The organism is Rathayibacter sp. PhB186, assembly GCF_003751825.1.
Taxonomy (GTDB): Bacteria; Actinomycetota; Actinomycetes; order Actinomycetales; family Microbacteriaceae; genus Rathayibacter; species Rathayibacter festucae.
The window spans coordinates 174,568-187,719 of the sequence record NZ_RJKO01000001.1 but is presented as its reverse complement, the minus strand read 5'-3'; the positions used below and the strand labels follow the sequence as shown (position 1 = coordinate 187,719).

Genomic DNA, 13,152 nt, shown 5'->3' with positions numbered 1-13,152 from the left:
CCGGGTTTTCTCTTTGTCCCGAGCGGAGGACGCCGGGTCAGGCCGTCTCGGGCGCCCGCAGCGTCTGCGGCGCCAGGCCCTCGGCCGCCAGCAGCCGGGCCGCGCCGAGGGTCGCGAGGTCGTCGCCGTGCGCGCCGATAAGCTGCGCGGCCAGCGGCAGGCCGGACGTCGCGCCGAGACCGATCGGGAGCACCGTCGACGGGCCCATCGCGAGGTTCGCCAGGCAGCTCCAGCGGCCGATCGCCCGGCGGTCGGCCTCGGCGAGCGGGAACGCGGGCGCCGCGAACGGCACCACCGGCGCGAGCACGACGTCCACGCCGGCGATGGCCCGCTCCCACTCCGCGCGCAGCCGCAGCTGCTCGTCCCAGTCGGCCCACACCTGCGCCACAGGGGCGCCCGGGCCGCCGGGGTAGCTGATCTCGTGCAGGACCAGCCGGTCGAAGAGCGCCTCGGCCGCCGCGGTGCCGAGCACGGACGGCCCGAGATCGACCACCGTCACCCCGGCATCGCGCAGCCGGTCGGCGAGGCCGGCGAGCGCCGCCGCCGTCTCGTCGTCGACCGGTGCGCTCTCCTCCGCGAGCCACAGCCCCACGGTCAGCTCGCTCAGCCGGGAGAACCGCGGCTCGGGCAGCGCGAGCCGCCACGGTCCGGAGGAGACCGACCCGGCGAGCACCGCGAAGAGCGCCGCGGTATCGTCGGCGCTCCGGGCGATCGGCCCGGCGGCGGACGCGGAGGGCTCGAGCCGGGTGCCGACCGGCCAGGGCAGGTGCCCGCGCTTGGAGATCACTCCGCTGCTCGGCCGGTGCCCGCAGACGCCGTTCCAGGCGGCCGGCACGCGGATCGACCCGGTCAGGTCGCTGCCGAGGTCGCCCCAGGACAGGCCGGACGCGACCGCGGCGGCGGACCCGCCGGAGGAGCCGCCCGCCGTCAGCTGCGCGCCCCACGGATTGACCGCCCGGCCGTGCAGCGCGCTCGCGGTGTCGAACGAGTCGAGGAACGGCGGCACCGCCGTCTTGCCGAGGATCACGGCGTCGGCGGCCCGCAGCGCGGCGACCGCCGGGGCGTCCGCGACGGAGCGGTGCACGCTCTCGGCGGTGCCGACGCTGCCGTCGAGCCCGGCGACGTCGAACGAGTCCTTGACCGTGAGCGGGACGCCCGCGAGCGCCCCGAGCGGCTCGCCCCGCCTGCGGCGCTCGTCGACCGAGGCGGCGGCGCGAAGGACCGCCGCCTCGTCCCACGCCACGACCGTGCCCGACTGCGCGGCGACCGCGGCGAGCCGATCGGCGGCGACCTCGACGGCCGACACGGCCCCGACGGCGAGCGCGGCGCGCAGCTCGGCGATGCTCCCGACGCTCACGACCCGGTGCTCACGACCGCTGCCCGCTTCAGCAGGCGCCCCGCCGCCGCGTCCGCCGCGAGCCGCGCGACGCACGCCTCGAAGTCACCGAGGACGACGGTGCTCGACGAGGACAGCATCAGATTGAACGGCGCGCCGAAGTTCTCGACCGTGAAGCCGTCCGCGTCGGTGAAGCCGCCCGCGCCGTCGGGGGTGACCGGGCCGAAGAAGTCGCGGGTGCGCTCGACCGCGGTGGCGCCGTCGGAGGCGTAGACGTAGCTGGCCTTGCCGCGCGCCACGGCGTAGCCGACCTCGAAGCAGGTGCCCGCGTCGGGATCCGGGCCGCGGAAGTGGTTGAGGTTGGCGAGGATCGCGTCGGCGCGCTCGATCATCGCGATGTTGTTCGCGTAGATCAGATCCGCGAGCGCCTCGCCCTCGAGCGCGGGCCCCTGGTCGGCGTCGGCCTGATCGGCGTCGGCGCCCTTGTCCAGCGGCGAGATCGGCTCGAGCCCGTAGCGGCGGCAGGTGGCGCGCATCCGCTCGGCGAGGGCCGGCCCGTCGGGCGCGAAGACCTCGAATCCGGCGAGGTAGACGCCGACAGTGGGCGTGGCGGGGGTGGTCATGGCGGGGGTGGTCATGGCGGTGCCTCTTCCGTGATCGCGACAGCAGGATCGGGAATGTCGCGATGACGAGGTGCCCCGCCTGTCGTTTTTCCCGTGCCCGTCGACACTATGCGGCGACGGATCACCGACTCGTTTCGCCAGGTTTCGGGCGCGTAAACCTTCCGTCGTCGGTTCGTCGGGGCGCGCAGGGGCCGCATAGGGTCCTTCGGAGACGGTCCCCCTGATCCGTCGCCCGCGGCCGTCCCGCCGCCGTCCCGCCCCGCCCGAGGAGTCCCGCCGTGCCCGAGTCCACGCCCCTGCACCGCCTCAGCGGTGCCTGGCGTCTGGGCACCTGGCGGCTCTCGAACTCGCGCGCGCCCGCCGCGGGCTGAGCCGGCACCACCCCTCCTCCGCGCACCGACGGCTCCGTCGTGCGCGCTCCCGACCGCGCCCTGCCGCGGTCCGTCGCGGACGCCTCCAGCGCGCCCGCACCTCCTCTCGAGCGCTCCGCGCTCCCCTCCCCGTGAAGGTCGTCATGCCCGCACCCCTGCTCCGCCGCGCTCCCCGCGCCGCCCTCGCCCTCCTCGCCGGCGCCTGCACCGTCGGCCTCCTCGCCGGCTGCGCCGGCTCCGACAGCTCCGCGTCCGAGGGCGGCGGCACCCAGGCCGCCACCCTCCAGCTGGGCTGGATCGCCAACGTCGAGAACATGGGCCCGTTCATCGGCGAGCGCGACGGCGACTACGCCGACGCCGGCGTCGCCATCACGATCACGCCCGGCGGCCCGAGCACGACCGTCGAGCCGCTGGTCGCCAGCGGCAAGGCGCTCGTCGGCCTCTCCTCGGCCGACGTCGTCGCCCGCGCCCGCAACGAGGGCGCGCCGCTGGTCATCGTCGGCGCGACCCTCCAGGTCAACCCGATGAGCATCATGTCGCTCGCCTCGTCGCCCGTGAACACGCTCGACGACCTGGTCGGCTCGCGCCTGTGCATCCAGACCTCGGGCGTCTCGATCATGGACGGCATCCTCACCGCCAACGACATCGAGCCCTCGGACGTCGAGTACGTGACGGCCGACTTCGACCCGTCGCCGCTCGTCGCGGGCGACTGCGACGCGTTCGTCTCCTTCCTCAACAACCAGCCGGTCACCCTCGAGCTGCAGGGCATCGACACCGTCGCCTTCCCTCTCAGCGACTACGGCTACGAGGCCTGGGGCAACGTGCTCTTCACCACGGAGGAGGCGCTCGCCGACGAGACGCAGCGCGCCGCCGTGAAGGCCGTCGTCGAGGGCACCATCGCCGGCTGGACCACCGCGCTCGCCGACCCCGACGACGCGGCCGCCTACGTCGTCGACGGACCCGGCAAGAGCCAGAACCTCGACCTCGAGCAGCAGAAGCTCGCCGCGGAGGCGTTCGTCCCGCTCGTGCAGACCGCCGAGACCGAGCAGAACGGCCTCCTCACGATGAGCCCCGAGGGCATCGCCGCGAACATCGCGACCCTCGAGGGCCAGGGCGTCGAGGGCGACCTCGACTCGCTCTTCGACACCTCGATCCTCGACGAGATCCACGCCGGCTGACGCCGCGCCCACCCTTCTCCACCGACACGCTCCTCCTGAAAGCGAGACCTCCCATGCCCGTGCACTTCTCCGAAGACCCCTGGACCCGCGTCACCTCCGTCCGCGGCTACCCCGCCGACGAGCTCATCTCGACCCTGCAGAAGTCGATCCGCCGCGGCGACACCCAGCTCGCGCTGCTCGTCGGCCGCGAGATGTTCGAGTCCAGCGCCGACCTCGAGGAGATGATGTGGGCCCGCCTCAACGTCGTCTCCTGCGAGGACGTCGGCGACGGCAGCTACTCCGAGCCCGTCGTCGTCAACAGCCTCTACCTGATGCACCAGCGCCTCGACCGCTCGTTCGGCGACCGCTGGCTGTTCGCGACCCACGCGATCCGCTTCCTCTCCGAGCGCACCAAGGACCGCACCTCGGACGAGCTCGCGAACCTGACCATGCACCTCATCAACGCGTCCGAGAAGCCGTTCGAGATCCCGGAGTACGCGCTCGACGTGCACACCCGGCGCGGCCAGCTCGCCGGCCGCTCGGTCGACGACTTCTGGGGCGACGGCGGCGGCTCCGAGCTGGTCAACGAGGTCGCGGGCCGCGACAGCGCGCTGAAGGACGAGATCCTCCGCCTCCGCGCCGCCGGGGAGTGGAAGGCGTGACCCTCGGCCTCTCCGCCGCGGGCGTCGTCAAGGAGTTCGACGTCGGCCGCGGCACGGTGCGCGCGCTCGACGGCGTCGACCTGGAGACCCGGGAGGGCGAGTTCACCGCCCTCCTGGGGCCCTCGGGCTGCGGCAAGTCGACGCTCCTGCGGATCTTCGCCGGTCTCGAGGGCGTGAGCGGGGGCGTCGCGCAGCTGCACGGCGCCGACCCGGAGCGCGCCCGGATCGACCACCGCGTCGGAGTGGCGTTCCAGGACTCGGCGCTGCTGCCCTGGCGCAGCGCCGCGTCCAACATCGCGCTCGCCTACGAGGTGTCGGGGCGGCGCACCGACCGCGCCGCGATCGCCGCGCTGATCGAGCTGGTCGGCCTGACCGGCTTCGAGAAGGCCAAGCCCGCGCAGCTCTCGGGCGGCATGCGCCAGCGGGTGTCCCTCGCCCGCGCGCTGGCCATGGAGCCGGACGCGCTGCTGCTCGACGAGCCGTTCGGCGCCCTCGACGAGGTCACCCGGCACCGGCTGAACCTGGAGCTGCAGCGGATCTGGACCGAGCGCGCGACCACGACGCTGCTCGTCACCCACAGCATCAGCGAGGCCGTGTTCCTGGCCGACCGTGTCGTGCTGATGGCGGCGCGACCGGGCCGGATCGTCGAGATCGTCGACATCGACCTGCCGCGCCCGCGCACCGCGGAGCTGCAGCAGACGCCGGAGTTCCACGCCTACTGCGACCGGCTCTCCCGCGGACTGTTCGGCGAGACGATCGCGGCGGGAGTGCCGCGGTGACGGCGCTCGCCCCGCCGGAGCAGCCGAGCACCCGCACCAGCGCCGTGCTGATCCGCCGTCGGCCGCGCGGTGTCGTCGGCCGCGTGGTCCCGATCCTCGGGCTGATCGCGCTGTGGTGGCTCGTCGCGCTCGTCGCCGCTCCCCTGCGCGTCGTCCCGACGCCGTGGGCCGTGGTGGGCGCGTTCGTCGACGACCTGTCCGTGCTGCCGATGAACGTCGGCGCGACCCTCGCGAACGCGGGCATCGGCTACGTCGTCGGCAACGCGGTCGCCGTGCTCGCCGCGATCCTGTTCGTCCAGGTCCCGTGGACCGAGCGGGTGCTGCTCCGGATCGCCGTGATGAGCTTCTGCGTGCCGCTGGTGGCGATCACGCCGATCCTGGTCGTGGTCTTCCCGGGCGACATGCCCAAGTAGATCCTGGCCGGGCTGTCGGTGCTGTTCACCACCCTCGTGTCCTGCCTGCTGGGCCTGCGCTCGGTGAACGGCGCGACGGTCGACCTCGTCCGCTCGATGGGCGGCTCGGACCGCGTGGTCCTGCGGAAGGCGCGGCTGACGGCGATGCTCCCCGGCCTCTTCGCCGGCCTGCAGATCGCCGCGCCCGCCGCGATCCTCGGCACCATCCTCGGCGAGTACCTCGGCGCCTCCCGCGGCCTCGGCGTGATGCTCGTGCAGGCGCAGTCGTCGTTCCAGGTGCCGCGGACCTGGGCGGTCGCACTGACGATGTCGGCGCTGGCCGGGCTCGTCTACTTCGCGGCGGGACTGATCGGACGCGCCGCCACTCCGTGGGTCTCGCGCGACGTCTCGACCGCGGTCGGCCAGAGCATCGCGACCGCGTCGGGACTGCGCGGCGGCCGGAGCGCCGTCACGGCGCTCCTCGGGCTGCTCGGCTCGATCGCCGTGGTCGTCGCGGTCTGGTGGGGCGCGATCCTGGCGTTCGACCTCTCGCCGTACTTCGCGAAGACGCCGCTGGACGTGCTGACCCACCTCTTCGCGGCTCCCGACGCCGCCGAGAATCGCGGGCTCATCCTCGACGGCCTGGCGATCACGCTCCGCGACGCCGGGGTCGGCTACGCCATCGGCACCGCGCTCGCCTGCCTCGTCGCGGTGGGGATCGTGCTGTCGCGCTGGGTCGAGCGCACGGTGCTGCCGGCCGCCGTGGTGATGCGGTCGATCCCGCTGGTCGCGATGACCCCGCTGCTCGCCCTCGTCTTCGGGCGCGGGCTGCTCGGCGTGACGGTGATCGTCTCGCTGGTGACCTTCTTCCCGACGCTGGTGAGCGTCGCGGCCGCCCTGCGCGCCGCGCCGGTCCTCGCCTGCGACCTCGTCGTCTCGATGGGCGGCTCGACCGCGATGGTGACCCGCAAGGTCCGCCTGCTCTACGCCCTGCCCGCGATCTTCGCCTCGGCTCGGATCGCGGTGCCGGGCGCGTTCGCCGGTGCGACGCTGGCGGAGTGGCTCGCGACCGGTGAGGGCCTCGGCAGCATGCTCGTCCGCGACTACGCGGCCTCGCGCTTCAGCGCGCTGTGGTCGGAGACGGTGGTCGTCGTCGCGGTCGCCGTCGCGCTGTACGCGCTGGTGAGCGTGGTGGAGCGGCCCGTGGTGCGGCGCTTCGCGGCAGGGCAGGGGTGAGGGGCGGGGGGTGGATCGAGTGAGGGCCTGACGCCCCCCGACAGGGGGACCCTCTGCCGGTGCCCATTGCCGAGGCGGTGGCCGTCTCGCTAGCTTTCGAGCACCGATCCGTTCCCCTGTCGACCCCGACACCCCGCCCGCGACGCCGCGGCCGCGAGGGAGGAGGGACCGCGACGAGGGACCGGAGCGGCCCGATCCGCCCTCTCGAGAAAGGCGACACGATGTCGTCATCGCTCCACCTCTCCTGCACGCCGACCGCCGCGGTGGTGGCACTGTGAGGGCCCCGCGCCGCTCACGGGTCGCCCTGATCGCCGCCGCGGTGATCGCCGGCACCGTCGGCCTCACGCCCGCCCTCAGCGCGGCCGCCGCCCCCACCGCCTCGACGGACGTCACCTGCACCGACGGCGCCCCGGTCAGCGCCGTCGTCGCCGGCGACACCGGCGGCCCGGTCGCCGGCACGGGGGCCACGAACCTCGGACTGGCCGTCAACGGCACGACCGCCACCCAGACGACCGTCCCGGCGACCGGCGGCCCGTTCGCCTTCGCCCCGGTGCCCGTCAAGACGGGCGACCGCCTCGTGGTCTGGGCCGGCAGCTCGGCCAACGTGCAGTACACCTACGACGTCACCGCCGCGTCCTGCGACGACGGGTCGACGCCCGCGCCGACCCCGACCGCCACCGGCACGCCGACGGCCACGCCGACCGCCACGCCGACGGCCACGCCGACGGCGACTCCGACCGCGACCCCCACCGCCACGCCCACGGCGACCCCGACCGCCACGCCGACCGCCACTCCCACGCCCGGTGGCCCCGTGGTCGTCACCCGCATCGCCGGCGTCGACCGTCAGGACACTGCCGCGAAGGTCTCGGCCGCGACGTTCAAGGCGAACGTGCCGGTCGTCTTCATCGCCACCGGCGGCAACTTCCCCGATGCTCTCGCCGCGGCACCCGCCGCCGCGAAGCAGAATGGCCCGCTGCTGCTGGTCGACCAGGACTCGATGTCGCAGCCGGTCCGCGACGAGCTGCGCCGCCTCAAGCCGAGCAAGATCGTCGTCGTCGGCTCGAACCTGAGCGTCAGCGACCGCCTCGTGACCGAGCTCGCCGCCTACGCGAAGACCGGCGAGGTCCAGCGCATCGGCGGCGTCGACCGCTACGACACCGCGGCGAAGCTCGTCGAAGCCGCGTTCCCGAAGGGCTCCTCGCAGGCCTGGCTCGCCACCGGTGAGAAGTTCCCCGACGCCCTCGCCGCGGCTGCCGCGGCCGGCTCGGTCCGGGCGCCCGTCCTCCTGGTGAACGGCGGACTCAGCGCCGTCGACGACACCACCCGCTCCCTGGTGCAGGGCCTCGGCGTCAAGAAGCTGACCATCGCGGGCGACCCGCTCTCGGTCAGCACCGGCATCGAGAACTCGTTCCGCATCACGCCGATCCGCATCGGCGGCGTCGACCGCTACGACACCTCGGTCCAGCTGAACCGCGCCGCCTTCACCGCCGCGTCGACGGTCTACCTCGCCACCGGCGAGAAGTTCCCCGACGCCCTCTCCGGAGCGGCCGCCGCCGGCTTCACCCGCAACCCGCTCTACACGGTGAAGCCCGACTGCGTCCCCCAGCCCGTCCTCGACGACATCAAGAGCCTCGGCGCCACCAGCGTCGTGCTGCTCGGCGGGACCGGCACCCTCTCCGACGGAGTGGCGAGCCTGACGGCCTGCCGCTAGCCGCCAGCCGCTCACCCGGCCGCTCACTCGCCCGAGAAGGCTCGTTCCCCACCCGGAGAACGAGCCTTCTTGGGCGAGTCGATCACTTGTCGGCGCGGAGGCGGACCTCGTCCTGGTAGTCGAAGTGCGTCTTGACGGCGTCGGAGACGTCGATGTTCTGCAGCTTGCTCGACACCGGGCTGAAGCCGACGAGCCCTGCGGCCGTCTCGCCGCCCTGTGCGGTCCGGTAGACGTACTTCAGTACGGCATCGTTGAGCGAGTGGTAGCAGTAGACCGCCTCGTCCACGGCGGCGGTCAAGGAGTCCCAGTTGCTCTTCGCGCCGATGGCGGCGCCGAGCAGGTGCGCGGCTTCGATCCGCGGCCCGCCGGGCTTGGTGCCGAGAGCCTCGGCGGCGACGACCATCATCCGCGCTCCGAGGCTGTGCCCGATGAGCACGTAGGACTCGGCGTCGGTCCGGGCCAGGAGATCCCCGACGATGACACCGGTCTTGTCCGCCCGGCTCTTCGCGACATGCCAAGGGTTCTTGAGGAGATCAGCGGCGATGAACGCCGGACCGACGACGTTCCCCAGGAACTTCGCGCCGGCTTTGGTGCCGATCGCTGCGGCAGCCTTGACGAGCCCGAGCCCGCTGACTTTGCCGACCACGCCCGCAAGGAGGTCGCTGAGGTCGTCGAGCTCCTTAGAGCCCCAATGAATCCGGTAGACGGGCGAGTCCGGGTAGCGCGCATCGACGATCGACTTCCAGCCACCCCACTTCTCGCTCTTGCCGTCGGTGAGGAACCCGTTCGCGACGATCACCGGCACTCCGCCCCTGCCGGGCCGGAGCAGCTCGATCCGGAACGACTTGTCCTCACGGAGGTAGGCGTTCGAGACGGACGCGCCCAGCGCGCCGCCGACCGCCGCACCGACCGCGGTGACGACCGCGGTGCCACCGGCCATCCCCAGCCCGCCGGCGGCGAGTGTGCCCCCGCCCAGCAGAGCCAGGCCGTGCGAGCTCGCCGCGGCGCCGGACAGGCCGCCGAACACTCCGAGTGAGCCCAGCGCTCCGCCGATGGCGGGCGCGGCGACGAGAGCGAGCGGAGCGGCGACGCCGAGAGCGACGACACTGCCGACAGCGATCTTCGAGATCGCATCGAGGTCCGGCTTCTCGTACTTGAGGAAGTCCTCGTAGTCGTGAAGCTCCCCGAAGGAGCCCTGGGCCTTCTCGAAGCCCGGGATCTCGCGCTTGTGCTCCGCGCAGAACTGCGGGACGCGGAGGGCACCGCGATCCCGGACCGCCATGTTGTCGCAGCCCGGAGCCATGCACGGGAGGGTCGGAGAGCCGCAGCCCTGGCAGACGTAGACCGGGAGCTGGCCAGCGGGTCGATTCGACTTCCGGTGCTCCGTGCGGAAGAAGCAGGACGAGCACCAGCCGCGCTCCACCGTGAGGAGCGAGACGTCGTCCGCGACGTCGGCGATCCACTGGGCCGTCTTCGCGTACTCGTCCGCGCGCTTCTCCGCGGTCTTCCGCTCGATCTCGAGCATCTTCAGGGCGGCCTTCTGCTCCGCAGGATCGGCGATGCCGAGTGCGTCCAGATTCGACGCCGTCCGGGCCGCGTGCCAAGTCTTCGCAAAGGCCCACATGTTGCTGCGGAGCGCGGTATTGCTCTCGAGAACACCGCCGCTCTCGACACTCGGCTCGAGATCGGTGTAGTCGCCGACCAAGAAGAGCGTCGCTCCCTGATCCGAGATCACATCCACTCGGAGTCGCGATCCTTCGACGATGTGGGAATGGAGTGATCCGGGCATGACCAGATAGTCGCGCAGGCATCGGACATACCATTCCATCCCTTTACGCTCAGACCTATGACCGCCGCCGCCAGCTGGTATCCCGACCCCGCCGACCCGTCACTTCTCCGCTATTGGGACGGCACCGCCTGGACGGAGCACACCCATCCCGTCGCACCTGCCGAAGCGACGGCGGCTCAGCCGTCCACCTCTCGGCGCGAGAACCGGCAGGCCGAGCAGAACGCGGTGCAGAGCCGGAGCGAGTCGACCGCCGGGGCAGCGGCGGAGAGCACTCCCGACATCCCGTTCTTCGGAGCGCGGAAGGCGGCGAAGGAGCTCGCGGCGCGCGTCGCCGAACTGGAGCGCGCCCAGGAGCGGTACGGGTTGCTCGAGCTGACGGAGCTCGACGCGGAGAAGATCCGTCGGCGTGCCGAGATCGCCGAGGAGCAGGCGCGCTGGCAGAGCGATGTCGCGATGCGCGCAGCTCAGGAGGAGACGCGCGCAGCCGCGTCTCGCACGGTCCTCGAGGAGATCGAGACGCACGTCGCCCGTCGGCGCCGGGAGTTCGAGGAATTGGCGGACCAGATCATCGGCGTCCGGCAGACGATCGACATCCAGGAGCTCGGACTCTACGACTACGAGCACCCTGCGGAGGCTTCGGCAGATCTTGCGACGCGACTCGAAGTGGTCCGCTCCCGGATCAAGACGGCGATCCGCGACAAGAACGCCGCGCGGGCGGCGAGCGGCTTCACCTTCAACAACTCCCAGGCCCAGGGGAAGCGCTTCGTCAGCGACATGACGAAGATCCTCCTGCGGGCCTACAACGCGGAGGCGGAGAACTGCGTGAAGACGGTCCGCGCGGGCAACCTCGCGGTGGCCCAGGCGAGACTGAGCAAGGCCGCGGAGATGATCGAGCGTCAAGGATCGATGATCGCTCTCACCATCGATCCCGAGTACCACCACTTGAGGCTCACGGAGATCCAGCTGGCCAATCAGCATCTCCAGGCGCTGCAGCGGGAGAAGGAGATGGAACGCGCTCGGCGGGAGGAACTCCGCGAGCAGCGGAAGGCGGAGCAGGAATTGGCACGCGAGCACGAGCGGCTCGACAAGGAGAAGGCGCACTACACGGCTACTCTCCTCGCACTGGAGGCGAACGGGGATCTGGAGGGTGCTGAGAGGCTCCGCGCCCGGATCGCCGATGTCGATCGAGCACTGCACGACGTGGATTACCGCGCTGCGAACATCCGCGCGGGATACGTCTACGTCATCTCGAACAGGGGCGCGTTCGGTGACCGCATGGTGAAGATCGGGATGACCAGACGCCTCGAGCCCATGGACCGGGTGAACGAGCTCGGCGATGCCTCCGTGCCTTTCCGATTCGATGTCCACGCGCTGTTCTTCGCCGACGACGCGGTCGGGATCGAGACGATGCTCCACCAGACCTTCTCGGAGAAGCGCGTCAATCGCGTGAATCTCCGGCGGGAGTTCTTCTACGTCACCCCCGACGAAGTACTCGGCGTTCTCAAGGCGCACGCCGTCGAGATCCTCGAGTTCCGGACCGAGGTCGCCTCGGAGGAGTACCTCGCCAGCGTTCCGGCCGTGACCAGCGCCTGAGCCGGAGTCGACCCCCTGTCCGGTTCCGGACACGTCCGCAAGCGGCTCTTCCGCCGGCGGCCGGGCGGCGTCAGACTCGACCGATCCCCTCTGCGTCCGCGGCAGCGCCACTCCCGCATCCACTTCAGGAGCCCGCCCGTGAGCACGAGCGCACCCCAGGCCTCCGCCGCGACCGAGGCCGAGACCGGGACCGACGGAGCCGAGGCCGAGGTCGAGGCAGCAGCCCGCCGCCCGCTCCGCGCCTGGCTGAGCCAGGGCTCCTACGGCCCCACCGACCTCACGCGGCGCGGCGTCCTGCTGGTCGTCGTGTCGGTCCTCGCCGTGCTCGTGCCGGTGGTGACCCTCACCCTGCTCGACGTCGACTCGCACGTCTCGCTGAAGGTCTGGATACTGGCCGTCACCGTGATCGCGCTGCTCGGGGCGCTGCTGCGCGTCGTCGCGGACATGCGGCCCGGCCCCCGCAGCGACCTCGACCGGGCCGGCAAGGCGGTCGGGGCGGTCGCGGCGCTGTTCACCGCGCTCGCCGTCATCATCGACTGGAGCCTGCTGCACCTGTAGCGGGGCAGCGCGGAGGGATCCGCGCTCAGGACTCGGGCAGGAATCGCACCGGCAGGTCCGCGATGGACAGCCCCGACTCGCGCAGCGCCGCCTCGATGGCGGCCTGCTCGCTCTCCGGGGCGGTGACCTGCACCATGTCGACGCCGTCCGACTGCGTGCCGTCGCTGCTCACGCCGACCGCGAGACCGGTCGCGGCGACCGCCGCCAGGGGGAGCCACCACCGCCTCGTCATGCGACCAGGGTGCCTCGCCGGCGCCCGTCCCGCCGGTGCGGAGGGCCGCGCTCGGGCGAACGCGGGGTGAACGGACGTCGCCGGGCACAATGGGACGGTGCCGCCCACCTCCGCCGACCCGCGCCCGGATCCGCAGCCGGACCCCGCCGCCGATCCGCGCGACGACCTGCCCGGCGACGGCCGCGACGAGACCGAGAACGAGCGGCTCGACCGCAACTGGAGCGAGATCCTGCAGGAGCTGCGGGTCATCCAGACCGGGACGCAGATCCTCACCGGGTTCCTGCTGGCGATCGCCTTCCAGCAGCGCTTCGAGGACCTCGACCTCTTCCAGACCGACGTCTACCTGGTGCTGATCAGCGGCTCGGTGCTCGCGACCCTGCTCGGGCTGGCGCCGGTCAGCCTGCACCGCGAGCTGTTCCGCCGCCGGGCGAAGCGGACGCTGGTGCGCGCGGCCGACGTCCTGCTGCGGCTGACGCTGATGGCGGTGGCGCTGGTCCTCGTGGGGACCGTGCTGCTGATCTTCGACGTCGTCACGACGCGGCCGCTCGCGATCACGATGGCGTCGATCACGGCGGTCCTCATCGCCGGCATCTGGCTGGCGCTGCCGTGGCGCATCCGGCGGCGCGGGTAGGCACACGGCGGTTGCAGGGGGTGGATCTCGATACGCCCGCTGCGCGGGCTACTCGATCAGCATGAAGTGCGCGCAGACATGC

13 protein-coding genes and 1 pseudogene are annotated in these 13,152 nt (G+C 72.3%); 10 read left to right on the top strand and 4 right to left on the bottom strand.

Translation table 11 applies throughout. The annotated features are described in order from the left end of the window. Positions 1 to 37 precede the first annotated feature (37 nt). Both EDF45_RS00910 and EDF45_RS00905 read right to left on the bottom strand, forming a co-directional pair. Entirely contained in the window at positions 38 to 1,357 is a 1,320-nt protein-coding gene (locus EDF45_RS00910; protein WP_185020055.1) for an amidase, read from the bottom strand. Continuing rightward, a complete protein-coding gene (locus EDF45_RS00905; protein WP_221181067.1) occupies positions 1,354 to 1,974 on the bottom strand; it encodes a nucleoside 2-deoxyribosyltransferase in 621 nt (206 codons plus the stop codon). Before EDF45_RS00905 ends, EDF45_RS00910 begins: the two co-directional genes overlap by 4 nt. 499 nt (positions 1,975 to 2,473) lie before the next feature. Between EDF45_RS00905 and EDF45_RS00900 the strand changes: the two genes are divergently transcribed. From EDF45_RS00900 to EDF45_RS00875, 6 genes are all read left to right on the top strand, one after another. Then, positions 2,474 to 3,508, top strand: a complete 1,035-nt coding sequence (locus EDF45_RS00900) for an ABC transporter substrate-binding protein (protein WP_148060199.1) — start codon at positions 2,474 to 2,476, stop codon at positions 3,506 to 3,508. A gap of 53 nt (positions 3,509 to 3,561) precedes the next feature. Further along, on the top strand, positions 3,562 to 4,149 hold the full coding sequence (locus EDF45_RS00895; protein WP_123444462.1) for an AAA family ATPase: 588 nt from the start codon (positions 3,562 to 3,564) through the stop codon (positions 4,147 to 4,149). Next, the gene (locus EDF45_RS00890; protein WP_243581452.1) at positions 4,146 to 4,928 is read left to right on the top strand and encodes an ABC transporter ATP-binding protein; all 783 of its coding nucleotides are present in this window, start codon (positions 4,146 to 4,148) and stop codon (positions 4,926 to 4,928) included. The genes EDF45_RS00895 and EDF45_RS00890 overlap by 4 nt, the downstream gene beginning before the upstream one ends. Next, the gene (locus tag EDF45_RS00885) at positions 4,925 to 5,341 is read left to right on the top strand and encodes a hypothetical protein (RefSeq protein WP_123734612.1); all 417 of its coding nucleotides are present in this window, start codon (positions 4,925 to 4,927) and stop codon (positions 5,339 to 5,341) included. Before EDF45_RS00890 ends, EDF45_RS00885 begins: the two co-directional genes overlap by 4 nt. Then, positions 5,342 to 6,556: an ABC transporter permease subunit gene (locus EDF45_RS00880; protein ID WP_311316334.1), complete on the top strand. Its 1,215-nt coding sequence runs from the start codon at positions 5,342 to 5,344 to the stop codon at positions 6,554 to 6,556. 274 nt (positions 6,557 to 6,830) lie between these two features. Next, positions 6,831 to 8,267 (top strand): cell wall-binding repeat-containing protein, encoded by a 1,437-nt coding sequence (locus EDF45_RS00875; RefSeq protein ID WP_123734610.1) that lies wholly within the window; start codon positions 6,831 to 6,833, stop codon positions 8,265 to 8,267. 82 nt (positions 8,268 to 8,349) lie between these two features. Here EDF45_RS00875 and EDF45_RS00870 read toward each other — a convergent pair whose 3' ends face one another. After that, positions 8,350 to 10,008, bottom strand: coding sequence for a TMCO4 family protein (locus EDF45_RS00870; protein ID WP_260311724.1), 1,659 nt, complete (start codon positions 10,006 to 10,008; stop codon positions 8,350 to 8,352). A 105-nt stretch (positions 10,009 to 10,113) separates the two neighbouring features. On the opposite strand from EDF45_RS00870, the pseudogene EDF45_RS21665 reads away from it, so the two are divergent. The 3 genes and pseudogenes from EDF45_RS21665 to EDF45_RS00860 form a co-directional block, all read left to right on the top strand. Further along, positions 10,114 to 10,212: pseudogene (locus EDF45_RS21665) on the top strand (DUF2510 domain-containing protein); the annotation flags it as partial. A gap of 297 nt (positions 10,213 to 10,509) precedes the next feature. Then, on the top strand, positions 10,510 to 11,649 hold the full coding sequence (locus EDF45_RS00865) for a DUF4041 domain-containing protein (RefSeq protein ID WP_260311934.1): 1,140 nt from the start codon (positions 10,510 to 10,512) through the stop codon (positions 11,647 to 11,649). Positions 11,650 to 11,787: 138 nt separating this feature from the next. Then, positions 11,788 to 12,207, top strand: coding sequence for a hypothetical protein (locus tag EDF45_RS00860; protein WP_123734608.1), 420 nt, complete (start codon positions 11,788 to 11,790; stop codon positions 12,205 to 12,207). Positions 12,208 to 12,232: 25 nt separating this feature from the next. Here the strand turns inward: EDF45_RS00860 and EDF45_RS00855 are convergent, their stop codons facing one another. Next, on the bottom strand, positions 12,233 to 12,439 hold the full coding sequence (locus EDF45_RS00855) for a hypothetical protein (protein WP_123734607.1): 207 nt from the start codon (positions 12,437 to 12,439) through the stop codon (positions 12,233 to 12,235). Between the two features lie 97 nt (positions 12,440 to 12,536). On the opposite strand from EDF45_RS00855, the gene EDF45_RS00850 reads away from it, so the two are divergent. Then, positions 12,537 to 13,070, top strand: coding sequence for a DUF6328 family protein (locus EDF45_RS00850; RefSeq protein ID WP_260303504.1), 534 nt, complete (start codon positions 12,537 to 12,539; stop codon positions 13,068 to 13,070). Positions 13,071 to 13,152: the final 82 nt, after the last annotated feature.

Coding starts and splice junctions, on each gene's coding strand:
- EDF45_RS00905 (WP_221181067.1), bottom strand. CDS start 1,974: ATGACCACCCCCGCCATGACCACCCCCGCCACGCCCACTGTCGGCGTC.
- EDF45_RS00900 (WP_148060199.1), top strand. CDS start 2,474: ATGCCCGCACCCCTGCTCCGCCGCGCTCCCCGCGCCGCCCTCGCCCTC.
- EDF45_RS00895 (WP_123444462.1), top strand. CDS start 3,562: ATGCCCGTGCACTTCTCCGAAGACCCCTGGACCCGCGTCACCTCCGTC.
- EDF45_RS00865 (WP_260311934.1), top strand. CDS start 10,510: ATGCGCGCAGCTCAGGAGGAGACGCGCGCAGCCGCGTCTCGCACGGTC.
- EDF45_RS00855 (WP_123734607.1), bottom strand. CDS start 12,439: ATGACGAGGCGGTGGTGGCTCCCCCTGGCGGCGGTCGCCGCGACCGGT.